20 protein-coding genes and 1 pseudogene are annotated in these 25,192 nt (G+C 53.1%); 17 read left to right on the top strand and 4 right to left on the bottom strand.

The annotated features are described in order from the left end of the window. Positions 1-33: 33 nt before the first annotated feature. The 11 genes and pseudogenes from ACO06L_RS06635 to ACO06L_RS06585 all read left to right on the top strand — a co-directional run. Positions 34-198: pseudogene (locus tag ACO06L_RS06635) on the top strand (DapH/DapD/GlmU-related protein); the annotation flags it as partial. 55 nt (positions 199-253) lie between these two features. Further along, positions 254-1,282, top strand: a complete 1,029-nt coding sequence (locus tag ACO06L_RS06630) for a polysaccharide biosynthesis protein (protein WP_202346938.1) — start codon at positions 254-256, stop codon at positions 1,280-1,282. 5 nt (positions 1,283-1,287) lie between these two features. After that, the gene (gene wbjC, locus ACO06L_RS06625; protein WP_202346937.1) at positions 1,288-2,412 is read left to right on the top strand and encodes a UDP-2-acetamido-2,6-beta-L-arabino-hexul-4-ose reductase; all 1,125 of its coding nucleotides are present in this window, start codon (positions 1,288-1,290) and stop codon (positions 2,410-2,412) included. 29 nt (positions 2,413-2,441) lie between these two features. After that, positions 2,442-3,578 (top strand): non-hydrolyzing UDP-N-acetylglucosamine 2-epimerase, encoded by a 1,137-nt coding sequence (gene wecB, locus ACO06L_RS06620; RefSeq protein WP_202346936.1) that lies wholly within the window; start codon positions 2,442-2,444, stop codon positions 3,576-3,578. Between the two features lie 10 nt (positions 3,579-3,588). Beyond that, a complete protein-coding gene (locus ACO06L_RS06615; protein WP_227715846.1) occupies positions 3,589-4,773 on the top strand; it encodes a glycosyltransferase in 1,185 nt (394 codons plus the stop codon). Continuing rightward, entirely contained in the window at positions 4,770-5,708 is a 939-nt protein-coding gene (locus ACO06L_RS06610; RefSeq protein ID WP_202346935.1) for a UDP-glucose 4-epimerase family protein, read from the top strand. The genes ACO06L_RS06615 and ACO06L_RS06610 overlap by 4 nt, the downstream gene beginning before the upstream one ends. 9 nt (positions 5,709-5,717) lie before the next feature. Beyond that, a complete protein-coding gene (locus ACO06L_RS06605; protein WP_202346934.1) occupies positions 5,718-6,278 on the top strand; it encodes a sugar transferase in 561 nt (186 codons plus the stop codon). Positions 6,279-6,358: 80 nt separating this feature from the next. Continuing rightward, a complete protein-coding gene (locus ACO06L_RS06600; protein ID WP_202346933.1) occupies positions 6,359-8,302 on the top strand; it encodes a polysaccharide biosynthesis protein in 1,944 nt (647 codons plus the stop codon). A 78-nt stretch (positions 8,303-8,380) separates the two neighbouring features. Next, complete coding sequence (locus tag ACO06L_RS06595) at positions 8,381-9,769, top strand: MBL fold metallo-hydrolase RNA specificity domain-containing protein (RefSeq protein WP_202346932.1); 1,389 nt, start codon at positions 8,381-8,383, stop codon at positions 9,767-9,769. A gap of 43 nt (positions 9,770-9,812) precedes the next feature. Further along, positions 9,813-11,075, top strand: a complete 1,263-nt coding sequence (tviB, locus tag ACO06L_RS06590) for a Vi polysaccharide biosynthesis UDP-N-acetylglucosamine C-6 dehydrogenase TviB (protein WP_202346931.1) — start codon at positions 9,813-9,815, stop codon at positions 11,073-11,075. A gap of 178 nt (positions 11,076-11,253) precedes the next feature. Continuing rightward, the gene (locus ACO06L_RS06585) at positions 11,254-11,622 is read left to right on the top strand and encodes a histone-like nucleoid-structuring protein, MvaT/MvaU family (RefSeq protein WP_202346930.1); all 369 of its coding nucleotides are present in this window, start codon (positions 11,254-11,256) and stop codon (positions 11,620-11,622) included. Positions 11,623-11,659: 37 nt separating this feature from the next. Here the strand turns inward: ACO06L_RS06585 and ACO06L_RS06580 are convergent, their stop codons facing one another. Both ACO06L_RS06580 and ACO06L_RS06575 read right to left on the bottom strand, forming a co-directional pair. Then, complete coding sequence (locus ACO06L_RS06580; RefSeq protein WP_202346929.1) at positions 11,660-12,613, bottom strand: sensor domain-containing diguanylate cyclase; 954 nt, start codon at positions 12,611-12,613, stop codon at positions 11,660-11,662. Positions 12,614-12,616: 3 nt separating this feature from the next. Then, the gene (locus ACO06L_RS06575; protein WP_064228750.1) at positions 12,617-13,645 is read right to left on the bottom strand and encodes a response regulator; all 1,029 of its coding nucleotides are present in this window, start codon (positions 13,643-13,645) and stop codon (positions 12,617-12,619) included. A 353-nt stretch (positions 13,646-13,998) separates the two neighbouring features. Here ACO06L_RS06575 and ACO06L_RS06570 point away from each other — a divergent pair, with 353 nt between their 5' ends. Further along, the gene (locus tag ACO06L_RS06570; protein ID WP_202346928.1) at positions 13,999-14,874 is read left to right on the top strand and encodes a hypothetical protein; all 876 of its coding nucleotides are present in this window, start codon (positions 13,999-14,001) and stop codon (positions 14,872-14,874) included. A gap of 49 nt (positions 14,875-14,923) precedes the next feature. Continuing rightward, entirely contained in the window at positions 14,924-16,369 is a 1,446-nt protein-coding gene (gene sbcB, locus ACO06L_RS06565) for an exodeoxyribonuclease I (protein ID WP_202346927.1), read from the top strand. A gap of 57 nt (positions 16,370-16,426) precedes the next feature. On the opposite strand, the gene ACO06L_RS06560 is transcribed toward sbcB, so the two are convergent. Both ACO06L_RS06560 and ACO06L_RS06555 read right to left on the bottom strand, forming a co-directional pair. Then, positions 16,427-18,427, bottom strand: a complete 2,001-nt coding sequence (locus ACO06L_RS06560; protein ID WP_202346926.1) for a hypothetical protein — start codon at positions 18,425-18,427, stop codon at positions 16,427-16,429. A gap of 95 nt (positions 18,428-18,522) precedes the next feature. Then, positions 18,523-20,034 carry a flagellin gene (locus ACO06L_RS06555; protein WP_421845456.1) on the bottom strand — a complete coding sequence of 504 codons (1,512 nt, stop codon included), beginning with the start codon at positions 20,032-20,034 and terminating at the stop codon, positions 18,523-18,525. 394 nt (positions 20,035-20,428) lie between these two features. Here ACO06L_RS06555 and ACO06L_RS06550 point away from each other — a divergent pair, with 394 nt between their 5' ends. The 4 genes from ACO06L_RS06550 to fliS all read left to right on the top strand — a co-directional run bounded on the left by ACO06L_RS06550 (position 20,429) and on the right by fliS (position 25,073). After that, positions 20,429-21,931, top strand: coding sequence for a flagellin (locus tag ACO06L_RS06550; protein ID WP_064228755.1), 1,503 nt, complete (start codon positions 20,429-20,431; stop codon positions 21,929-21,931). 72 nt (positions 21,932-22,003) lie between these two features. Next, positions 22,004-22,441 (top strand): flagellar protein FlaG, encoded by a 438-nt coding sequence (locus tag ACO06L_RS06545; RefSeq protein WP_202346925.1) that lies wholly within the window; start codon positions 22,004-22,006, stop codon positions 22,439-22,441. A 202-nt stretch (positions 22,442-22,643) separates the two neighbouring features. Beyond that, on the top strand, positions 22,644-24,635 hold the full coding sequence (fliD, locus tag ACO06L_RS06540) for a flagellar filament capping protein FliD (RefSeq protein WP_202346924.1): 1,992 nt from the start codon (positions 22,644-22,646) through the stop codon (positions 24,633-24,635). A gap of 36 nt (positions 24,636-24,671) precedes the next feature. After that, positions 24,672-25,073: a flagellar export chaperone FliS gene (gene fliS, locus ACO06L_RS06535; RefSeq protein WP_202346923.1), complete on the top strand. Its 402-nt coding sequence runs from the start codon at positions 24,672-24,674 to the stop codon at positions 25,071-25,073. Positions 25,074-25,192 lie beyond the last annotated feature (119 nt).

Genomic DNA, 25,192 nt, shown 5'->3' with positions numbered 1-25,192 from the left:
ATGCGTGACAGTGGTCGAGAACATTGGCGGACCACTGTAATTGGTAAAGATGCGTGGGTCGGGTACGGGGCCACTATCTTAAATGGTGTACAGATTGGTGATGGGGCGATTGTGGCAGCAGGTTCCGTTGTTACACGTGACGTCGCTCCCTATTCCATTGTTGCTGGGAATCCTGCAAAGGTTTTAAAAATGAGGTTTTCCAGCTCTGATCAGAAATTACACTCGGATTATTTAAATGGGTTGCGGTAAGGTTATGTTCAAAGACAAAACACTGTTGATTACTGGCGGAACCGGTTCTTTTGGAAATGCCGTATTGGACCGGTTTCTCCATACAGATATTTCGGAAATACGCATTTTTAGTCGTGATGAAAAGAAACAGGACGATATGCGTAAACGGTATCGTTCGTCAAAATTAAAATTCTATATTGGCGATGTTCGGGATTATCAATCCGTTCTAAATTCTGTTCGAGGCGTCGATTACATATTCCATGCAGCGGCTCTGAAACAGGTGCCTTCGTGTGAGTTTCACCCGTTGGAGGCGGTGAAAACCAACGTGCTTGGAACCGAAAACGTTCTCGAAGCTGGAATCAGCAGTGGCGTTGAACGAGTTGTATGCCTTTCAACGGACAAGGCGGTTTACCCGATTAATGCAATGGGTATATCTAAGGCAATGATGGAAAAAGTCGCCGTTGCAAAATCTCGTAGCTCCAACAACACCGTAGTATGTGCAACACGCTACGGTAATGTCATGGCTTCTAGGGGATCGGTAATTCCATTATTTGTTGATCAGATACGGTCTGGGCATCCGATTACTATAACTGATCCTAATATGACTCGTTTCATGATGACGCTGAATGATGCGGTGGATTTGGTGCTGTATGCGTTCGAGCATGGCAATCCCGGTGATATCTTTGTGCAAAAGGCTCCTGCAGCCACGATTCAGACTCTGGCCTATGCATTAACGAGCCTACTGGATCGGCCAGAACATGAAGTACGTGAGATTGGTACCCGACATGGTGAAAAGCTGTTTGAGGTCTTGCTGAGCCGAGAGGAAATGGCTGCTGCAGAGGATTTGGGGCAGTACTTTCGGATTCCACCGGATTTAAGAGATCTGAATTACGGAAAGTTCGTGGAAGAGGGGGAAAAGCAGATTTCTGAAGCACAGGATTATAATTCTCACAATACAACTCGCCTAGACATTCGAGGCATGCAGGAACTTTTGATGAAGCTGGATTTCATTCGCGCCATCGTCCGTGGCGAAAATGCGCAACCCCAGGATTGAACGTTATGCGAGTAATGATCACCGGCGCCAACGGTTTTATTGCAAAAAATCTGAGGCAGCATTTGGCTGAGCGCTCGGATATTGAGTTATTGTTGATTTCGAGGGAGTCGTCGCTGGAAGAGTTCGAAACTGCGATCGCTAGAGCCAATTTTGTGTTTCATCTAGCGGGCATAAATCGCCCGAAAGATGCTACAGAGTTTCGGAAGGGAAATGTTGATCTGACTTCTTGGCTTTGCAAAAGATTGTCGGCCAGGGCCAAAAAAGGTGAAGCGGTTCCAGTCGTGTTCTCATCATCAACCCAGGCAGCGCTTGACAATGATTATGGTTGCAGCAAGCGCGACGCTGAAACTACAGTCTTCGGGTATGGCCGTGAACACGATGTGGCGGTGCATGTGTTCCGTCTTCCCAATGTGTTCGGTAAATGGTCTCGTCCGAACTACAATTCAGTCGTTGCGACGTTTTGTAATAATATTTCACAGGGGCTGCCGATCTCTATAGATAATCCGAGTGCCCCTTTGCGACTCGTGTACGTCGACGATGTTGTTACGCGTTTTTTGTCGCTCTTGGACGGTGCACTGCCGAACCGCGATTCTGAAGGCTTTGAACTGGTTTATCCTGAGTACGCCACCAGTGTTGGTGAGCTCGCAGAGACTATTCAAGGATTTAAAGACAGTCGCAACACTCTTGTGACGCCTAGAGTTGGCGCAGGCCTTACCAGAGCGCTGTATTCCACCTATCTGAGTTTTCTTCGGCCCGAGCAATTTTCTTACGCTGTGCCGCAGCATGGTGACGCGCGTGGTGTCTTTGTCGAAATGTTGAAAACACCAGACTGTGGTCAGTTTTCATTTTTTACGGCCCACCCGGGAATCACTCGAGGCGGACATTACCATCACTCTAAAACGGAAAAGTTTCTGGTGATCTCTGGAGTTGCAAGGTTCAAGTTTCGCCATATGCAGACGGGTGAAGAATATGAGTTGGTGACACAGGGAGATAAATCGGAAATTGTTGAAACTGTTCCTGGCTGGACCCATGACATCACAAACATCGGTGACTGTGAGCTAGTTTGTATGCTTTGGGCCAATGAGATTTTTGATCGCGACAATCCAGACACCTACGCCTGTCCTCTTTGATTAATTCTTCCTGAATCCTGAGATCCTCCATGAATAAGCTGAAAGTAATGACAGTGGTTGGCACCCGGCCTGAGATTATTAGGTTATCTAGGGTGTTGTCCCGGCTGGATGAGCACTGTGAACATGTCCTGGTGCACACTGGGCAGAACTATGACTATGAACTGAATCAGGTGTTTTTCGACGACCTGGATATCCGTAAACCTGATTACTTCCTTAATAGCGCGACAGATAGTAAGGGGGCTGCCAACACTATTGGTAACCTGATCTCTGCGATTGATGAAGTTCTGGCACAGGTGCGACCGGAGGCTTTACTGGTGCTTGGTGACACCAACAGCTGTCTATCTGTAATCCCAGCCAAGCGTCGACAAATTCCGATTTTCCATATGGAAGCGGGCAACCGATGCTTCGACCAACGGGTACCCGAGGAGACTAATCGGAGGATCGTGGACCATACGGCCGACATCAATCTGACTTACAGCAGCATTGCTCGGGAGTATTTGCTGCGAGAGGGCTTGGCTCCGGACCAGGTGATCAAAACCGGTAGCCCGATGTTCGAGGTGCTGAATCACTACCGGCAACGCATTGAGGCGTCTGATGTGTTGGATAGGCTTTCGTTGAAGGCTGATCAGTATTTCGTCGTGAGCGCTCATCGGGAGGAGAATATAGAATCCGAGCGCTCGTTTACCCGCCTTGTGGAAACGTTGAATGGCGTCGCCGAGGATTACAGCTTGCCGGTGATCGTGTCCACGCACCCGAGAACCCAGAATCGCATCAATGCCACGGGCTCGGTATTTCACGATAAGGTCCAGCTTTTGAAGCCGTTAGGCTTTCATGATTACGTGAAACTGCAGCTCTCGGCTCGGGCGGTGTTGTCAGACAGCGGTACGATCAACGAAGAGTCATCGATTCTGAATTTTCCTGCACTAAATCTTCGTGAGGCCCACGAACGCCCTGAAGGAATGGAAGAGGCTGCCGTTATGATGGTTGGTCTGGACGTTGAAAGAGTCAGGCAGGGGCTGTCGATTCTTGAAACCCAGGCCCGCGGTGAGAAAAGAGGCCTGCGATTAGTTGGGGATTACAGCATGCCCAATGTCTCTGACAAAGTGGTACGAATCATTCATAGCTACACTGATTATGTGAATCGGGTAGTTTGGAAAAAGTATTGACTTCAACCTCATGACTTATCCACTGCCCCGCCGTTCAGACCTAGCCATTATTAACCGCAGTTTCTGGCCCGTGTACCCAGTTATTGGAGAGGCATTGTTGCGGTTCGCGGAAAATGCCGCTGGTGAACTTCGCGTCTCTGTGATTCTTCAGGACCACGCTGATATCCGCTCTAAGCTTTCGCAGCAAGGGCGCGGCAAAGGTGTGGCGTTCTATCCATGTAAAGCCTGGACAACCTCTGCCAGTGGCATTGCGCGCCGGATCGTTGATGCTGCCTTTTTTATGATTTGGGTGATGGGTGTGCTGCTCTGGACCCGGCCCCGGAAGGTATATGTCTCTACTGATCCGCCAGTGGTGGTTCCGTTTATTGTTATGGTATATGCAAAGCTTTTCCGTGCTTCCTATATATACCATTTACAGGATATTCATCCTGAGGCCACAAACGTGGTAGTTCCCGTAAACCCTCTTGTTTACCGGTGCTTGCGGTGGATTGATGGTCTGGTGATGCGACAAGCTAGCAGGCTGATTACTATTACACAGGAAATGGCCGATGAAATTTACAGCCGATCGGGAACACATGCTGAAATCGTTGTGCTGAGCAATCCCGCTGTATCCTTCGAAGGCGTTGATCCGGTGTCGACGAAAAGACGAGGGTTTTCGTTCTGCGGAAACGCCGGCCGGCTGCAACGCATTCCGCTTTTGGTCGATGCGATTGAGCGGTATCTGGATGCTGGTGGCTCGCTTGAGTTTGCGTTTGCCGGTGGCGGAGTGTTCGCGCCAAAATTGAAAAAATTGGCAAATCAGTATTCCCAGGTGCGTTACGACGGGCTGATTTCAGCGACAGAGGCGGCCCAGTTGAATGCTGATTACGAGTGGGCGCTGCTACCGATCGAAGATGAGGTTACCCGATATGCCTTCCCTAGTAAGTCGTCCTCCTACGTGTTCTCCGGTGCTTTCATTCTTGCAGTATGCGGCGAACAGACTAGCGTAGCAAAATGGGTAACTTCGAACCGACTTGGCGTGGTTGTGGAGCCCGACGCTGGGGCGTTGACAAATGCTTTTGCGAGAATTGAGGATGGTAATATCGAAACTGATGAGCTAGACCGCGACCGCGCCGAATTGAAGCGGGGTTTGAGCTTCGAATGTTTTATTGAACACCTGAGCCATACTATTCTCGACAGGACGTTGGTTGAATGAGTCGAAAGATCGTTGTTACTGGTGCCAGCGGGTTTGTTGGTCGCGCCCTGGCTAAGCGTTTACAGTCTGAGGGTGAGCAAGTGCTGGGCATTTGTCGAAATGACGAGGATTTCGGCTTTCCGGTCGTTACGATACCCTCGCTTGAAGACCCATTGGCTTTGACAAAACCGCTCAACGGGGCTGATGTTGTCGTCCATTGTGCTGCGCGTGCGCACCAAATGCAGGATACGGCGGAAGATCCGCTCTCGGCTTTCCGAAAGATCAATCGGGACATGACTCTTGCGGTGGCGAGGAAGTCGGCGGATAGAGGTGTCAGGCGCTTTATATTTCTCAGTACTATAAAGGTAAATGGTGAGTCCACCTCGGGCCGTGGTCCCTTTCGGGCGGATGAGATGACTTCTCCGGAAGATCCCTATGGTTTCTCGAAGCTCGAGGCCGAACAAGGCTTGATCGAATTGGCCGCCGAGACTGGTATGGAGGTAGTGATAATCCGTCCGCCTCTGGTCTATGGGCCCGGTGTAAAAGGTAACTTTGCGAGCATGATACGGCTGGTCGATAAAGGCCTACCATTGCCTCTGGGTGCCGTTCACAATAAGCGCTCTTTGGTGGCATTGGGTAATTTGGTGGATTTGATCATTACCTGTATTTCCCATCCTGCCGCAGCTAATCAGGTTTTTCTCGCGGGTGATAGTGAAGATCTGTCGACAACTGAGCTACTAAGGGCTGTCGCCGTGGCAATGGGAAAGCCATCTAGGCTGATACCCTTACCCGCTGGACTACTAATGGCTGGTGCAGCCCTACTTGGAAAAAAGCCGGTCGCTCGGCGTTTGCTTGATTCTTTGCAGGTTGATATTTCCAAAGCCCAAAATTTGCTTGGCTGGGAACCTCCGCTGAGTGTGCACGATGGCTTACGAAGGTGCTTTTATGATTGCTAGGGACTCGATGTGATTCGTATTTTTGATTTTTTGTTTGCTCTCCTTGGGCTGGCATTCGGTTTGCCATTGTTACTGCTTTTATTTTTTGTCGGCTTCTTCGATACAGGTTCTCCCATTTTTAGACAGGAGCGGGTCGGCCGAAATAAGCGACCTTTTACTTTGGTCAAGTTCCGGACCATGACCAAAGAGACCGCCTCCGTTGCAAGTCATTTAGCAAGCGCTTCTTCAATAACTTCATTCGGCCGATTTTTGCGTCGCACCAAATTGGATGAGCTACCGCAACTCTGGAATGTGTTGAAAGGCGAGATGAGCCTTGTGGGCCCAAGGCCTTGCCTTTTTAATCAAGAGGAACTGATTAAGGAGCGTGAGACACGTGGTGTACTGGCCGCGAGGCCGGGTATTACTGGGTTAGCGCAGGTGAATGACATCGACATGTCTACTCCCAGGTTGTTGGCAGAAACTGACAAGAAAATGCTGGAGAACCTGACCGTACCCGCCTACTTCAAATATATACTGATGACGGTCTCCGGCAAAGGTTCCGGCGACAGGGTGCCCGGACAAATTGACTGACGGGCTCAAAGCTCCGTTTCTGCCCCTCATGTCTTATAATAGTAAGCGCCCTCGTACTATTTAGCTGGTAAAGGACAACCATGTTTCAGAAATTCCTTAATCTATCCCGGGTTTACAAGCGATTGATATCGGTTTTCGCCGATGTTGGGGTCCTGTTATTTGCTCTGTGGGCGGCTTTCTCGCTCCGTCTTGAACAACAGTTTTGGGTCCCAGATCGAGGCCAGCTTATCGTTTCCGGGCTGACAGTAATTATTACGATTGCAGTATTTGTGAGGCTGGGCCTTTACCGGGCTGTCATTCGATATCTGAGCGACCGTGCTTTCATCACGGTGATCACAGGTGTTTTTGTTTCGGCTATTACTCTGATTTTACTGGGGTATTGGCTTGAGGTACTGGTGCCTCGCTCGGTTCCAATAATATACGGCGCACTGGCATTTATTTTCGTCAGCGGTACTCGAATGACTGTGCGAATGTTGGTTAACCGTCCAAAGCACCAGAATAAGCAATTCGTCGGAATCGTAGGCTCCGGCGAAACGGGGCTCCAATTGGCCAATGCGTTGGACCAAGGAACCGAGTACCACCCCTGCGCATTTATTTCACTTTTAAAGGCTAATCACAGGGCGCTGGTGAACGGCATCCCAGTGTATGACATTAGCCATATCGAGCGTGTTGTAAAAGAACACCGGATTAAAAGGCTATTATTGGCATTGGATGCTGATTCAGGAATTGATCGCAAGCGGCTTCTAAAAAGGCTTGAGCCTCTGGCTATTCCGGTACAGACCGTTCCTACAATGTCTGAATTGGTGGCTGGCCAGGCGCGTATTAACGATATCCGGGACCTGGAGATAGAAGATTTGTTAGGGCGTGATCCGGTCCAGCCTGACAACGCTCAGGTGGCCAGGAGCCTTTATGACCGAGCGGTCATGGTAACCGGTGCCGGAGGTTCGATTGGTTCGGAACTCTGCCGCCAGATCATTCAGCATCGCCCCTCCAAGCTGGTGCTGTTCGAACAGTCCGAATTTTCCCTCTATGCAATTGAGCGCGAGCTTCAGGCGATCAATCAGATTGAGGCGCTTGGGGTAGAGATCCACCCGTTGCTGGGCAGTGTTACCCATCGTCGTCGCTGCGAAACTGCAATGCGGAGTTTTGGCATAGAGACGGTGTACCACGCCGCGGCCTACAAGCATGTGCCGCTGGTAGAGCACAATATTATTGAAGGTGTTCAGAATAATGTGTTCGGCACCTTCCATGTTGCGGAAGCGGCGATAGCCGCTGGGGTGAAGCGCTTTGTTTTGATTTCCACTGACAAAGCGGTGCGTCCAACCAATGTGATGGGTGCCAGTAAGCGTCTGGCTGAACTTGTTCTGCAGGGCCTGGCTCAGAGGCAGTCAGACACCATCTTTTCCATGGTGCGGTTTGGCAACGTGCTTGGGTCTTCCGGTTCGGTAGTTCCGCTATTTCGGGACCAGATTCGCGATGGCGGACCAGTTACCGTTACACATCCGGATATCATCCGCTACTTCATGACTATTCCCGAAGCCAGCCAGTTGGTGCTTCAAGCTGGCAGTATGGGGCAGGGTGGCGAAGTTTTCGTTCTGGATATGGGCGAGCCCGTAAAAATTGCCGACCTCGCCCGCAAGATGATTCACCTGATGGGGTTGATGGAGAAAACAGATGAGCGGCCGGATGGGGATATCGAAATTGTCTTCTCCGGGCTGCGGCCGGGTGAAAAGCTGTATGAGGAGTTGTTGATTGGCGACAACCCGCAGGGTACGGCTCACCCCCGGATAATGATGGCAAGGGAGGTCTCGATGGCTTGGGGTGAGGTAGAGCAGACGCTGAACCGGTTAATGCGGGCAAGCCATGAATTTGACTGCGATGAGATTATGAAGATCCTCAAAATGGCGCCCACAGGATTTGCCCACAATGGGGAGGTGGCGGATCTGGTTTGGTGCAATGGCCATCAGGAGCGGGTTGGAGAGATAAGTAATGCGGACAAGGTCCGTAGGTTGCCGTTGGCATAGTATATGATTGGCAGTTCGCGATTCAGTGGCGGGGGCTTAAATGCCCCCGTTTTCGTTTTTCAACAAGGAATGTTGACCATGAGTGATATTTTGCACCACGGCGCCACCTCTGGCGTAACCGGCTCCTGCCACGAACTTACCCTTGGCCAAGGGGCCCAGAAGAGCGGCATCCTCATAGACTGCGGCCTGTTTCAGGGGCAGGACGAAGGCCGCGGCGCTTCCGCTTCCGATCTCTCCATTGATTTCCCTATCAAGCATATCCGGGCCCTCGTGATCACCCACGTGCATATCGACCACGTAGGGCGCATTCCCTATTTGCTGGCTGCGGGTTTCGACGGGCCCATTATTTGTTCCGAGCCTTCAGCCATTATGCTGCCGGAGATTCTGGAGGATGCCCTGAAAATCGGCTTCACCCGCGACCGGCAGTTGATTGAGCGGGTGCTGGGGCTGATTCGTTCCCGCCTCGTGCCGGTGCCTTATGGCCAGTGGCATTCGGTGTTTGCTGAGGGAGATTGTTCGCTGTCGGTTCGGCTGCAGAGAGCAGGGCATATTCTGGGCTCGGCCTATGTGGAGTGTGATGCGGTAGAGGGGGATGTTGAAGAGCGGATTGTGTTCAGTGGCGATCTTGGGGCGCCCCATGCACCCTTGCTGCCGGCGCCCCAATCCCCGGAGCGGGCGGACCGGCTGGTGATTGAGAGTACTTATGGGGATAAGGACCATGAGGATCGGGAAACGCGGCGCTATCGATTGAAGGCGGTGCTCGAGCACGCCCTGGAAGATGGCGGCACGGTGTTGGTGCCGGCGTTCAGTATTGGGCGGACGCAGGAGTTGCTTTATGAGATTGAGGGCCTGATTCATGAGTTTGGCGGAGAGCTATGGAGCAATCTGGAAATCGTCGTGGATTCGCCCCTTGCTGCGGAATTCACCCGAATCTACCGAGACCTGAAGCCCTACTGGGATGCTGAGGCCACAGACCTGGTGCGCCAGGGCCGGCATCCGCTCTCTTTTGAGCAACTCACGGTCATCAATTCCCACGAAGACCACCTGAATGCGGTGGATTACCTGGCCCGCTCCCATCGCCCTTGTGTGGTTCTGGCCGGTTCCGGTATGTGCGCCGGTGGCCGGGTGGTGAATTACCTGAAGGCGATGCTGGGGGCTAAGCGGAACGATGTACTCTTTGTGGGCTACCAGGCCGCGGGCACGCCAGGAAGGGATATTCTGACTTATGGGCCTCGCGGTGGCTGGGTAGAGCTGGATGATGAACGCTACGATATCCGGGCCCGGATTCATCAGGTCGGGGGCTATTCGGCCCATGCGGGGCAATCGGATCTTGTGGAGTTTGTAACAGGTATACCTGTACCTCCCAGTGAGATTCGAATTGTCCACGGTGATTCGGGCGCCAAACTGGCGTTGAAAAGGTGTTTTCAATCTCTGACTGGTACAGACATAATTATCCCATCTGAGTAGGGCGGATCGACGCCGGGTTTTGCTTCTGGGGAAAGGAATTCAAATGAAGAAAATTGCAGTTATTGGTCTGGGTTACGTGGGGCTGCCTCTTGCAGCTGCCTTTGGCGAAAAACGGGAAATTGTCGGTTTTGATATCAATAACAAACGTATTGCCGAGCTGAAAGATGGTGTGGACTTCACCCGTGAGGTGTCCCGAGAAGAGCTGGCTGCTGCGTCGGGTTTGTCTTTTACCGATAATCTTGAAGGCATTCGCGATTGCCAGATTTATATTGTCACTGTGCCCACTCCGATTGATGAATTCAAAACTCCGGATTTAACCCCTCTGGTAAAAGCCAGCGAAACCGTAGGCAAGGTTTTGAAGCAGGGCGATATTGTGATTTACGAATCCACGGTATATCCCGGCGCCACGGAAGAGGTTTGCGTGCCGGTACTGGAGAAAGTCTCCGGTCTTGCGTTTAACAAGGATTTCTTTGCCGGTTACAGTCCTGAGCGAATAAATCCGGGTGATAAAGAGCATCGGGTAACCAGCATCATGAAAGTGACTTCTGGTTCCACTCCGGAAATTGCCGATGAAGTGGATGCGCTTTATGCCAGTGTTATTACCGCAGGCACTCACAAAGCCAGTTCCATCAAAGTGGCAGAAGCGGCAAAGGTTATCGAAAACACCCAGCGTGATCTGAATATAGCGCTGATGAATGAGCTTTCGATGATTTTCTCGCGTCTGAAAATTGATACCCATGAAGTGCTGGCGGCAGCGGGCACAAAGTGGAATTTCCTGCCGTTTAAACCCGGCCTGGTAGGTGGCCACTGTATTGGTGTTGACCCTTATTATCTCACTCACAAAGCCCAGGCTATTGGTTACCATCCTGAAATTATTCTGTCCGGCCGGCGGGTAAACGACAATATGGGCCCCTATGCAGCAGCCGAACTGGTTAAGGCAATGATTAAAGCCGGGCATACCGTGGCATCATCAAAAGTGCTGGTAATGGGTCTTACCTTTAAGGAAAACTGCCCGGATTTGCGGAACACCCGGGTGATTGATGTTATTCGAGAGTTGGAGGATTTCGGCTGTTCCGTGGATGTAACGGACTGCTGGGCGGATAATACCGAAGCCGATCATGAATATGGTATTTCTCTGGTGGAGTCACCGAAATCCGGAGATTATGATGCGCTATTTCTTGCGGTGCCCCATCGTGAATATGCCGCCAAATCTTCAAAAGAGCTGCGAGCTTATTTGAAAGACAATGGTGTTCTGTTTGATCTGAAGGGGGTTTTGCCGTTGGGTGAAGCGGATCTCAGGCTGTAAGTACAAAATTTGTACAGAGTGTGATTTAAAAGCCGGTCAACTTGACTGGCTTTTTTTATTAAAGGCTCGTAAATAAATAATTTTGCCAGATCACATTTATTTGATTATTATCTTGGTTGACTTTTGGTCAACTCCAATTAAGTTTTTAAAACCCCTATTTGAATAAGGTTTTAATTCCATGGCAAAGATTAACGACTATTACCAGAAAAAACAGCTTATGGAAAAGCTTGCTGCAGAGCTGGAACAGCTTGAAAAAGACCAGGCTCTGAAAGGTGAACTGGAGTTTGAAAACAAGGTTCGCGCCTTGATGAAGGAGTATGACAAGTCGCCGAAGGATGTACTTCAGATTCTCTCTGCGATTGATCCCTCAGTGGCTGGCGGCAAGATCGATTCAACGGCTGGCAGCCGCCCGAAGCGCCCGATGAAGACTTACAAGAACCCGCACACCGGTGAAGTGGTCAAGACCCGTGGTGGCAATCACAAGACGCTGAACGAGTGGCGTCAGAAGCATGGTAAGGAAGCCGTACAGAGCTGGCAGCAGGACTGATGTCAGCTGGCCCTTCTCCTTTCGAGGAGAGGGGCTTTTAACCCACCACAACCCGATTCCGACCACCTTCCTTCGCCGCATACAACGCCTCATCCGCCTGCTGCATCCACTGCATATAGTTCTCAGGCTCTTCCGTTAACTGGGCAATGCCAATGCTGATGGTATAGCGGATCGGTGCCACGCTGGTTTCCACCACGCTTTGTTCAATGGTTTCCCGTATTCGCTCACAGATGATGCGTGCGCCCTCGGCGTCTGTTTCCGGCAGTATGATGCCGAATTCCTCACCACCGTAGCGGCCGGCGCTGTCGGATTGGCGGATGGCATTGCGGGTGATGCTGGCGGTGTGTTTGATTACTTCATCCCCGGCCAGGTGGCCGTGGGTGTCGTTCACCGGCTTGAAGTGGTCGATATCAAACATTACCAGGCTGGTGGTGTGGCCGTAGCGGCGGAAGCGTTCGAATTCAGCATCCACCAGGTTTTCCCAGGTGCCCCGGTTGAGCAGGCCGGTGAGGCGGTCTGTCATGCTAAGTTTGGCCAATTGTTCGTTGGCCCGTTCCAAAGCCATTTTACTGCTGGCGATGTCGGTAACGTCGTACACCATCAGGCACACTTTCTCGACTTCCCCGTTGGTGCCGGAGAGCGGGCTGATGGTCAGGTTCTGGAACATGTACTCTTCGGTACCGGTGATGGGCCGGGTATTGCGGAACTGGAACAGGTAAGGGCGTTGCTCCCAGGAGGTAAAGGCTTTGGTGTTGAGCAAAGCTACGGCGTCCACTTTGCGGGTCAGCCAGGCTTGGGGGATATCCGGGAATACATCAAACAGTACCTGGCCCTGGATCTTGCTGGCGGTGATGCCGCTGTGGTTTTCCATGAATCCGTTCCAGACTTCGACTTTGAAATCCAGGTCCAGCACCACCAGGCCCACTTCCACGGATTCCAGCATGTCCATCAGCCAGTGAAAGGTGTTGGCTTCAGATTCTTCTATGGCCATGAGTCAGTCCACCAGATATTGCAGGCGATCTTCGAGAAAAGGCACTGAATCCTCGGTGAGGAGGATCAGCATGTCGCATTCGATGTCCCTGTCTTCCAGGGTGTAGCAGATTTCGATGCACAGCAGCTGTTCTTCCCTGGAACTGTGGTGTTCAAGCAATTCGGTAATCTGCCGATGCTGGCCAAGCACCGTTGGGTGGCCCAGGCCGAGTTTCAGGTCCAGCTGGTCGCCGATGCCTTTGAGGAAGGCGCCGAAGAGAATGCTGGACATATCCATCAGCACTTCCACATTCACCGCTTCACCCTCAAGGGTGTCGTAGTGAAGCATCTCTGCCATTTCCCGGAAGCTGGCATCTGCAAACAACAGAAGCGCTTCCCCGGCAATTCCGGCGCCGGTGAACCCCTGGCACACGGCCGAATACGTGTCGCTGTCGCTGACCGAGGAAATCGCCATGTGGAGTTCGGAGTTGGCCAGGAAGGCGACCTTGGGAATCGGCTGTTTAACGAAGACACGCAGCAGGCGAGCCAGGAGATCCGAGGATCGGCCCATGGCGACGTTGGAGATTTCCTGCAGGTAGTCGTTCAGGGAAACGGAGATCTCCGGGGCGGGGCTGCCTGTGCTTTTGAGGCTGGTGTCCTGCAGCGCTGTGTCTTCGAGTTCTCCGGGGCGATACACCCCGTATTCCACCAGTAGGTCGAGCACAATGCACGTCTCGGTGGGTTTCTTGATAAAGTCGAGGGCGCCGAGTTTCTTTACCCGCTCCCGGGCTTCAGGCTGGATATCGCCGGAAACCACGATGGTCATGACCGGCAAATCTTCCCTGCGAACCTGCTCCAGCACCTGATAGCCGTCCATCTCCGGCATGTTCAGATCCAGGAACATCAGCTCTGCCTCGTGCCGGCGCAACTTCTCCAATGCTTCCACACCGTCTTTCGCGAAGCTGACATCCCCACGCAATCCTTCTGGCAGGGCTCGGGCCATTTGCTTTCTGGCAAGGGCAGAGTCGTCGCAGATCAGAATGCGGGTGGTCATTGATGGGGCCGTAGAGGGTTGGTCATAAGGTGCGAAAGTATACCAGTAGTCTTTGTTATGTACACGTTTGCTACAGCATTCGTAACAATCGGTAAGGTGCTGTAAGTATATTAAGCCAAAGGTTTTGTGACTGTATTCAAAGTTGGTTGAGTATTACTGAATTGTAAACGGCGATTGTGACTCTGCTCACTCTATTGGCCGATCTGCCTTGGTTATAGTGTGCTTGCGGCAAATAAAAAATAATGTAAAACCCTGCCGCCTGTGAGCACCGGGAAAACCAAAAACAAACCGGGCTGCAGTGGAGTCGGGCGTCGGAAACTGGCTCAAAAATATTACTTCAGAGACACGACATTATGAGACAGCAGGCGTATGGATACGCTGCCGTCACCCTGTTCTGCCTGGGTATTGCGCCCGTTGCCCAGGCCGAGCTGAAGCCCATTTCTGAGGAAACAATGGGTGAGGTGACAGGGCAGGCTTTTATGCAGATCGAGAACATACCGGGGGATACCCACGCGTTCACGCGTATGACGCTGACCATGGATGTGGAAACCCGGATGAACGTGGATGACGTGCAAGCCGGTGAGATTGATGGCGGCGTGGACTTCGCTGCCCAGCATGTGGCGTTGGGCCATATTGCCCGTAATGACGGCGAGCAGTTCAACGGCCGAACCTACAGTGCCGGAGACACCGTTCATTTCGAGGCGTTCAAACCTTATATCGAGCTGGCGGAAGACCCTGCCGAGGGGAAACTCTCGGGCTTTCGTATGGGGTTCGGGCAGGCGAGAGGTTCGGTTTCTTCTTTGACCAGCAGTTTCAGTGGCGACATTGGCCTGAAGCTGGTGGACGGCTCCGGGCAGGAATTCGACGCTACGCTTTTTGATGAGAACACCCAGGCCACCAATTATCGGGCCAGCCATATCGGCATCGATGATGGAACGGCGGACTGTGCGTCAGGCACTAACTGCGCACCTCTGACGCACCTTCAGTCACTGTATGTGGGCGAAGAGGGCGTTGATGGCGTTACCGATTTCACCAGCGATTTCTTCATTGGTTTCCAGCGAGAAGGGGTAGACTGGCAGAGCCCGGACGGTGCCAATGTAATCAACGCTGGCAAAGGGGTGTTTATCAATCTGCCCACGAACATGAAAGTGGATATGAGCCAATTGATTACCCAAGGCGTAGATCGGCTGCAGACCCATCGGGACGATATGGGTACCCAATTGTTTTAAATGCTAAACTCCTGCCAGTGTTTAACCCATTCGGCAGGAGCTTAGTCCCTTGATCCGCTCGTTTTACTGGCACGATTACGAAACCTTCGGAGTAGACCCGGTTCACGACAGGCCTTCCCAGTTTGCTGGCGTGCGAACGGATGCGGATCTCAATATCATCCAAGAACCGCTGGTAATCTACTGCAAGCCTGCCGATGACTACTTACCAGCGCCAGAGGCCTGCCTGATCACCGGCATTACTCCTCAAAAAGCCCTGGAAGACGGTTTTCCGGAGGCCGAGTTTATCGCCCAGATCAACGAAGCTTTCAGCCAGCCAGGTACCTGTGTGGTTGGCTACAACAGTCTGCGCTTCGACGACGAGGTTACCCGCCACACCCTGTACCGCAATCTGCGCGATCCCTACGCCCGTGAATGGCAGAACGGCAATTCCCGCTGGGACATCATTGATATGGTGCGCCTGACCTATGCCCTGCGCCCGGAGGGCATCAACTGGCCCCGCAAGGAAGATGGCAGCCCCAGTTTCAAACTGGAGGAGCTGACCGTTGCCAACGGCATCGCCCACGAAGCGGCCCACGATGCCATGTCGGATGTTGAGGCAACTATTGCAGTGGCTAAGCTGATCAAGGAGAAACAGCCAAAGCTCTTTGATTTTGTTTTGCAGAACAAGGACAAACACTCTGCCCGAGCGATGCTGGACACCGCCACCATGAAGCCGGTGTTCCACATATCCGCCAAGTACCCGGCCAGCCGGGGTTGCTGCGCAATGGTGGCGCCGGTGGCCGAGCACCCCACCAACAAGAACCTGGTGATTGTTTACGACCTGCGTGAAGACCCCAGCGAGTTGATAAACGCCAGCCCTGAGCAGATTCGTGAGCGGGTGTTTACTTCCCAGGCGGAATTGGGGGAGGGCGTAAGCCGCTTTCCACTGAAAGGGGTGCAACTGAACAAGTGCCCGGTGCTGGCGCCGGCGAACATGCTTTCCACGCTCTCGCAGGAACGCCTGGAAGAACTGGCGCTGGATGGTGATACTCTACGGGCCAACCTGGCCATGTTGCGCAAGGCCCAGGATCTACCAGCCAGGATTGCCGAGGCCTTCGATCAGCCCCACGAAAGTGACCTCACAGACCCGGACGAACAGCTCTATGCTGGCGGCTTTATCAGCAAAACTGACCGGGAGAAGCTGAACTGGGTGCTGGAGCAGCCGTTGGAAACCCTGGGCGAGCTGGATGTGACCTTCGAAGATGATCGCCTGCAGGAACTGCTGTTTCGTTATCGGGCGCGCAATTATCCGGGCAGCCTGATGGGTGAGGAACTGGAGCGATGGGAGGAGTTTCGCAGCCAGAGGCTAATGCACCCGAAGAAGGGCTGGCGGTCTTTGGAGGCGTATGCCCAGGAGCTACAGCGCCTGGCAGCGGACCCGGAATTGACGCCGGAGAGGCGGCATATCCTTGAGGATTTGCATTTGTATGGGGAGTCTTTGATTCCCTACATCTGAGAATCGGGATCCGGTGGCGAGGTCAGATGACAAGCTCATCTGACCTCGGGTTCACGTTCACCGCCGCTTCACGAAATAAACACTCAAACTCTGCCCCATCAGGCTCTGCACCTCACTGCCCAGTGCCTCCGCCTGAATTTGCTTCTGAACCGGCCCGGTTGCCAGGCTGTGGCCATCCACATCCCGCGCTTTCACCAGTTTCCATTCCACCTCGTTACTCGCCATGGCCATCAACTCTTTCAGTTGTGAGGTATCCTGCGGCCGGAACCATCTGTCGCGGCAGCCGCCGAGGCTGTAGAAATCGGCGTCGGCTGTCAGTTCCTGCCAGGCGGTATCGTTTCTATTGGCAAGCACCATCCGGCGAAGTTGGCGCAGCGTCTGGCGGGTGGGTTGGAGCTTGTGCTCGGCAACCAGTTTGCGAATCTGTTTGTCGCCGGAGGTTTGTTCTGCAATGGCGGTGTGCATGTGCACCACAGCGCCGGAGCCGGTGGCCTGGTTAACCAGAGCCGCCAGAGACAGGGTGGTCATGGCCGATGAGGGCAGGCGACCAACTTCAATCCAGTGCACCTGGTGGCCATCGGCCACAAAACGCTGGGCGATGGACCAGGGCCAGAACACGATGTTGTCCCTGCCCATCTCATTCGCCATGCGCGTGGCTTTGGCGATGTTGGCTAGGGATTCATCCACCGCGATCACTTCCACATCGTCCAGATAGCTGGCCAGTTCCATCGCCCGCTGGCCGGCCTGCGCACCGCAGACCATGATCCGAAGGGTCGCCGGGAGATTGTCGGTGTCCAGCCCCAGTTCGGTGGCCATCAGTGTTTTAAGGCTGCTTTCGGTGCGGTAGGCCAACTGGGACCATGAAGGCCATGCTTGGGGAACATCGGTCTTCTCCAAACAGAGCTCTTCGGCCTTCTCATCGAAATTCTGTTTGATCGCCTCTTCCTCGGCGCGATCGTAATAGCTGACAGCCAGAACTGGCTGTAATGCCAAAGGCCAGTCCACCAGGTTCCATTGGCCAAGTTGTACCGCGAAGGGCTGGTGGAAGAGGGCGCCATACATTGCGCTGATCATCAGCGAGCCGATGAGGCCATCCTGCTCCTCGCCGAGGGCAAACTGGGCCTGGATGCTGTCGTTGATGGCAGAGACCAGTCGCTCTTCATCGTCTTCAGCTGCCAGGGCATAGCCGGTTCTGTCGGCGTACTGAGCGATGGCCAGCGTCAGGCGCTGAAGTTCGTCCCGAAGTTCAACGGTTTGTGCGACTTCGGCAATGATCGCCCGACGCAGCAGGGTAACCAGCTCTTCCACCGCCGGATTGGGCATCAGGGTTTTCTGGAGGGCAAGGATCAGCAGTTCATCTTCGCTGGCGGCATCCAGGAAAATCTGAGCATCCGGGTTATCCAGATCGTATTGCTGATGAATGATCGCGCCGACAAACCGGCCCAGCTCCTGATGCGGCAAACCATCCCGCTGGAGAAGGGCAATAGCATCATGGGCGAGGGCGGAATCCGCCTTGTTCACTTCCAGGTGCTGGGCGCAGGTGAGCATGCCGCTGTAGACGGAATCCCATTCGGCGCCGGTTTCCAGCAGCTTGCGATAATGCAAGTAGGCCACATCGAACTGTCCCTGCAACCGTTTGGCGTGGGCAACACCGCAGAAAGCGGCGGCAGATTGCCGGTCGCAGTCCAGGGCTTGCAGGAAATACTGCTCTGCAAGCGCCGGCCGCTCGGTTTTAAGCGCCCAGTAACCCAGATTGCAGTACTGCTGCGCCTGGTCCGGCTGATGGTTCAGGCTGGCATTGAATAGGGTATGAGCCTTCTCAAGCTGCCCGTCGTCCATCTCCACGCGGCCAAGCAGGCCCAGCCCACCGGCATTCTCCGGCTCCAGAGCCAGCGCTTCGTTCAGATAACCCCGGCATTCCTGCCGGGCCTTCAGCCGCTGGATATGGCTGAGGCCGTTGCTGTTGGACTCTCCGTAGGCAAGATTGGCCTGCAGAAGCAGGCGGGCAACCTGGGCCTGTTGGGACTGGGATACCTGAACTTGATGCTTGGCTTGCATGGGACACCTCGTAAAACCTGCCGCGGCAGTCACTGCGATCAAAAAGTAGGTCGGATTAGCCTGGGGCGTAATCCGACATCACCCGGTCTGCCTCATTAGCCCTGCAGCAACTGCAGAACCTGCTGCGGTCGTGCGTTGGCCTGGGCCAGAACGGACAGCCCGGCCTGCTGGAGGACCTGGGTTCTGGCCAATTCGGCGGATTCGGCGGCGAAGTCTGCATCCCGGATCCGGGAGCGGGCCGCCGACAGGTTCTCGGACGTGGTGCTCAAGTTCGCGATGGTGGACTCAAGTCGGTTTTGGGCGGCACCAAGATCGGCGCGGATGCCGCTTATTGTTTCCAGGGCGTCATCGACAACGGCAAGGGCGCTGGTTGCCCCATCAACAGTGCTGATGTCGATTCCTGATACGGCTTCTGGAGTGGAGCCCGCTGCAATGTTCTGGGCACTATTCAGAACACTGCCTGCTGCCAGAGTCGCGTCTGAGGTGGCTGCAAAGCTTACCGATGAATCGAGAGTCAGTTCGCCAGCGATTCGGGTAGCATTAGCAGCGCCACTTGTCAGTTCAATAGCGCTTGGGTCACCACTTCCCTGAACCGCCAGCTGCTGTGCACCGGTAGCAGTAAAGTCTTCAATGGTTATGTCCTTGCCTTGTTCTTGAACCAGCGTGATACTGCCGTCATTTTCTACTTCGGCAGTAATGCCGGTCTTGCCCGAAGCTGCGTTTACCTCTCGAGCAATGGCGGACAGGTCATTGGCATCTGTAATCTGCGCTGAGATCGTTGCTGAACTGCTACCATTTGAGATTGTGAGTGACACGGTTTGTGGCACTGCAATCGGTGTCGTTGCAGTATTGCTGAGGGTCGCGGAGGTTCGTGCGGTAGCGTTAACACCCGTGGTCGCCGCTATATCATTTATGGAGGCGGCGATATCTTCAGCAGTATCTCCGGCGGTGATTGGTACAACTTGGCTGTCCAGGGAACTCGAAATCGTGAGGTTTTGAGCGCCGATCGTGTTCTGCGCCGGGAGCGTAGCGTTGGCTGCCGTAGTAGAGCCTGTACCCTGGTTAAGAGTTGCGTTGGCTGCTGAGAGCGTATTGTTGGCAAGGTCGTCTGTGCGAGCTCCCTCAATAGAAACTGCAATGCTCTGGTTTTCGTTAGCGCCCGCCTGGAATTTTTGGGCTTGGAACGTGCCATCCAGCAGCTTGAGTCCGTTGAACTCAGTGGTAGTGGCAATTCGCTCAAGCTCTCCTTTCAACTGGTTCACTTCAGATTGCAGAGCCTTTCGGTCCGAAGCCGAGTTCGTGGCGTTAGCAGATTGAACCGCCAGTTCACGGATGCGCTGCAAAATGTTGCCGGACTCGCCAAGGGCGCCTTCTGCCGTCTGAGCAAGAGAAATGCCGTCATTGGCATTCCTGATTGCCTGGTTGAGGCCTTTGATCTGAGAGGTGAAGCGTTCGGAGATCGCAAGGCCTGCGGCATCGTCTTTGGCAGAGTTGATTCTCAAACCCGAAGAAAGACGCTGAAGTGCAACGTTGGCATCTTCCTGAGAGGCATTGAGGTTTCGCTGCGCGTTGAGTGACGCAATGTTGGTGTTGATGATCTGAGGCATGTCTCTTCTCCCTGCTCAGAGGTGCCGGCTATTCGTTTTTTCCGAAAACAGGAAACGAACGACCGGCAGGTATTCGTTTGATTGCCGTTTTTATCTGAGTAAGCGAAGGGCGTGCCACTTTCGGTAATATGCTTTTAAGGCTATGAAAATAAAGATAAAAAATATATAGATTGGGTGTTTTTTGACTGATCGTTACGTGTTCGGATTCTTTTTTCTGGCATGCGTTTGCCGCTTTTTAAACGGTTTTACATTCCTTTACAAAATTTGGGCTTTTTTTTCTAAAGGATGGGAATGGGGGGCCGTTAAGCGGTGTAACAGGGCGGCGCTCCCAAAGTGAAAAAAGGGCGCCAGACCTTTTCCATGAAATAACGACACCAGTCGAAGGAGAAGCATAATGGCTCTCGGTATTAACACTAACGTTGCGTCACTGTCCGCTCAGAATCAGCTGAGCAAGTCTCAAGAACTTTCGAATCAGGCGTTGGAGCGTTTGTCTTCAGGTCTGAGGATTAACTCTGCAAAAGATGATGCGGCAGGGCTGGCGATTTCTACTCGATTCCAATCACAGATTTCTGGTTTGAATGTTGCTCAGCGGAATGCGAACGATGGTATTTCTCTGGCGCAAACCGCAGAAGGTGCTTTGGAAGAAACTACCAACATCATTCAGCGTATCCGTGAGCTTTCGGTCCAGTCCGCTAACTCTACAAACTCGTCTTCAGACCGCTCTGCGCTTCAAGGCGAAGTAAACCAGCTCAAGCAAGAGCTCGATCGCATTGCAAGCACTACACAGTTTAACGGCCTGAATCTCTTGGATGGTAGCTTTACAGCCCAGTCATTTCAGGTTGGTGCGAACGCCAATCAGACAATTTCAGTGTCAATCACTGGCGCGCGCGGTGCAGATATCGGTAACAACACCGTTTCTGGCGAGAGTGACACTACTGTCAGCCAAGGTACGGGTTCTGTTGCTGTAGCCGCCGCTGATGTGGCGACAGTAGCAAATAATACTATTGCTACCCAGGACATCACCGTATCTGGTACCGAAGGCTCTAAAGTCATTAGCCTTACTCAAGGCGACACTGCTGAAGCGATTGCTGCGGCAGTGAACGCAGAAACTGGAACCACCGGCGTGACAGCTACAGCGTCCACAACAGCGACGTTTGCTGGCCTCTCGGATGATGGCACAGTCTCATTCACTCTGGGAAGTGGTGGTGATACTGCCACTATCTCTGCGGCGGTCACTACAACGGATCTCGGCGCTCTGGCAAAAGCCATCAACGATACCTCCGGCACGACTGGCATCACTGCCGAAGCCAACGGGGGTGAAATTACCCTGACTCAGGCCGATGGTAAAGATATCCGATTGGAAAATTTTGCCAACTCCGGTAATGCTACTGGTACCGCTACACTTCAAGGCAGTGGCGATCCTTCAGCTGTCACACTCACAGCTGGTACCTCTGATAGTACTATTGCTTCAGGTTCGGTTGAGTTTTCATCATCTGGTGCATTTTCTGTCAGTTCCTCAGTGGCGGAGACTGCAGGCAGCATTTTGAACGTTGCGGCTGATACCGTGGTTGGCTCTAACTTGCAGTCGGTGTCTTCTATTGATATCGGAACAGTTGCCGGCGCCAACAGTGCGATTGAGATTGCTGACGCCGCACTGGAGCAAATCAGTGGTATTAGGGCTGATCTCGGTGCGGCTCAGAACCGCTTCGAAAGCACAATTGCTAACCTGGCGACCACCTCTGAAAACCTGAGTGCTGCAAACAGCCGAATCCTGGACGCAGACTTCGCGGCTGAAACAGCGAAACTATCCAAGTCCCAGGTTCTGCAGCAGGCTGGTATCTCAGTACTGGCACAGGCGAACGCCCGTCCGCAGCAGGTTCTGTCCCTCCTGCAGTAATTGGGGCATAGCGGTACTAGCCGGAACCTGCGGGTTCCGGCTTAGCGCCGTTTTAGGATAGCGAGGTAAGCTATGAATGACGTTAACCTGAACAGCCCGGATCTGAAGCTGGTTCGTGCCAGTGACCAAGCACCGGCTCGGGCAATTTCGTCATCTCAGGCCGAAGGCAGGAATGCCTCCGACCTTGCCTCTTCGACAGCGGGACGCGTTGCGCCTACATCTAAAGCTTCTCAAGTTCAGGATGTTTCGAGAGCTGAACAGCTTCAGAAGCAGAATGAAGCTCAGCGAGAAGAGCTTGATGATGCGGTGTCTCAGTTGAACAATTATGTTCAGAGTGTCCAGCGGGATCTGCAATTTGAAGTGAATAACGAATTGGGTCAGACGGTTGTCCGCGTGGTGGATCAGCAAACCCAGGAAGTTATTCGCCAGATTCCAGATGAAGTGGCAATGAGGTTGGCAGAAAACTTGCAGCAGGATGAGCCGCTGACGTTGTTTAACATCAAAGTGTAAGTGATTGCCGCTTATGCAGTGATGTAAGCATCGGTATTTCAGCACCGCCGCACCCGACTGGGTCCGGCGGTGTTCTGCGTTATGAGCTAAGCTTGTTTTTTACAAGCTGTTACAAATCGGGAAAAGAAAAAGGCAAAGTTTTGCCGCATTTTGCCGATAACCTGAACAGTGAGTGGATTAGCCCCCTTGAGGAGGCACAGTTATGGCGAGTATTTCATCCTTGGGTATCGGTTCCGGCGTGTTGACGTCGGACCTGGTTGATCAGTTGGTCCAGGCTGAGCGGGCCCCAACTGAGAACCGTCTTGCCCAGAAAACGGAACAGACTCAGGCGTTGATCTCGGCTTACGGGAAGCTGCGCAGTGCCATCACTGAACTACGCCTCCCCATGAGGCAACTGAGTGCCCCAGATAACCTGCAGGCCTTCTCGGCGAGCTCGTCCAATGAAGACATAGCGGTGACAGTGGACAGTTCCAAAGCCAACCGCGGCACCTACAGTGTTGAAGTCACCAGTTTGGCAAGTGCGCAGGCGCTCGCGTCTCGGGACGTCTTTGCGGACCGGGACTCAACAAGTATTGGCCAGGGGACGCTAACTCTCTCCGTTGGCAACAACACTGCGAATATTACGATTGATAACAGCAATGACACGCTTCAGGGACTGGCCAACGCCATTAATGAGGCGGAGGCTGGGGTATCAGCTGGCGTAATCGATACAGGCAATGGTTTCCAGCTGGTTCTGTCTGCCGATGAGACGGGTACAGATAATGCTGTGAGTATTTCCGTTTCCGGGGATTCAGGCGGTACCGATACTGATAACCAGGGACTTTCGCGATTTGCCTTCAACACGGGAATGGATGCCGATTCTGGTTTGAACGAAACGATCGCCGCCTCTGACGCGGTCATGAAGATAAACGGAGTCGAAGTCACTCGTTCTACCAACAACTTTGAAAATGTTATTGATGGTCTTACCTTCGATATCGCAGCCACCGGAACTTCCATTGTTAAGGTTCAGCAGGACTACGGCGCTGTCGCTGATCGTGTGGCAGGGTTTGTCGACAAATTTAATTCTCTTCAGTCGACGATTGACAGCCTTGCCGGCTTCAATGCAGAGGCTGGCGTAGGCGGGCTTCTCAATGGAGACAGAACAGTCAGGGGGATTCAAAATCAGCTCCGCCAGATTCTGACCCGGGTCGTTCCTGGCCTCGAAGGGGCAAGCGTGAGGAGTCTGGCCGACGTTGGTATCACCACCAACTTTGAGACGGGAGGTCTTGATTTTGACAGGGCGAAATTTCAAGAGCAGTTGAAGAATAATCCGGACGATGTTACTGCCTTGTTTGCCGAACAGGGGCGCGCAAGTGACAGCCAGGTTGAGTTTGTACGAAGCGGGGTAAATACCGAACCCGGCGAATATGCTATCAACATCACCCAAGCTGCGACTCAGGGAAGTCTGGTGGGAGCTTCTGCCGTTTTTGCCCCGGTCACAATTGACGGAAGCAACGATGAGTTAACGTTTCTGGTAAATGGCGAAACGACCGTCAGCGTTCAGTTGACCCAGCAAACCTATAATTCCGCTCAGGAATTGGTGGATGAGCTCCAGGCGCAGCTCAATGCTAATAATGCACTCAGCGCCTCAGGTGGCTCAGTTCAGGTGGGTATAGGGGCTGGAGGTGAGTTAACGTTTACCTCCTCCCAGTACGGCAGCGGCTCCAATGTCAGTATTACCTCTGTTGAAGACGGGGCCGCCTATGGCTTGGCGGTTGCCACTGGAGCAGTCGGATCCGATGTCGCAGGTACGATTGGTGGTCGGACAGCCCAAGGAGATGGTCAGGTTCTGTTCCTTGATGATGGCAGTGGTGGAGCGTCCGGGCTTCAGGTTCGTATTCTGGGCGATCAGACCGGAAATCGCGGCTCAATTACCTTTGTAGAAGGTGTCGCAGAGCGAACAGTTGATCTTGTGACCAGCTTCGTTGGCGCCGACGGTGCTCTCGAATCACGCACAGAAAGCCTTAACCGTGACCTTGAGCAGATTCAGCAGAATCAGGCACGTTTGGAAGAGCGAATCGCAGCTTATCGTGAGCGCCTCGTAAGCCAGTTCACAGCAGCCGACTCACTGATTTCGCAGCTCAACAGCACCCAAGACTACGTAAGCCAGCAGCTTGCAGCGCTTGCACCCCAAAACAACCGGAACAACAACTGATCGGCGTTAGCCGGTTAGCGAACAAAGAGGTCTGATATGAACGGTTTACAGGCATACCAGCGCGTAAACACCCAAACCAGCATCACCGATGCCGATCCTCACAAGCTGATTCAGCTTTTGTACAACGGTGCTCTTGAACGCATCAACATGGCAAAGGCGCGGATGCAGGCGAAGGACTATGAAGGCAAAGGCAAGCTGATTTCCAAGGCCATTGAGATTATTGGCGGCTTGCGCAGCTTCCTGGACTTTGAGAAGGGTGGCGACCTGGCTGTTCGCCTGGAAGGTCTCTATGACTACATGGAGCGGACCCTGTTCGAGGCGAATGCGAAGAATGACGTTGCCAAGCTCGATGAGGTTGCTGATCTGCTCCGGGCCATCAAAGAAGGCTGGGATGGCATTCGCGAAGAAGCTGTAAGCGGCCAACAGCAGGCTGTGTGAAGCGACGAGCTGATTGCTATGCTATCTCCGGTTATTGGGCTGGGTAATACCCCGGCCCAATAGCCATTCCCCCCGCTCTCCCGTACAATACTGCCCTTATTTTCAACACATCCATTCTG

The organism is Marinobacter sp. (genome assembly GCF_965229985.1).
In the GTDB taxonomy this organism is placed as follows: Bacteria; Pseudomonadota; Gammaproteobacteria; order Pseudomonadales; family Oleiphilaceae; genus Marinobacter.
The sequence above is the reverse complement of the archived record's forward strand: the minus strand, read 5'-3'. Positions and strand labels throughout refer to the sequence as shown.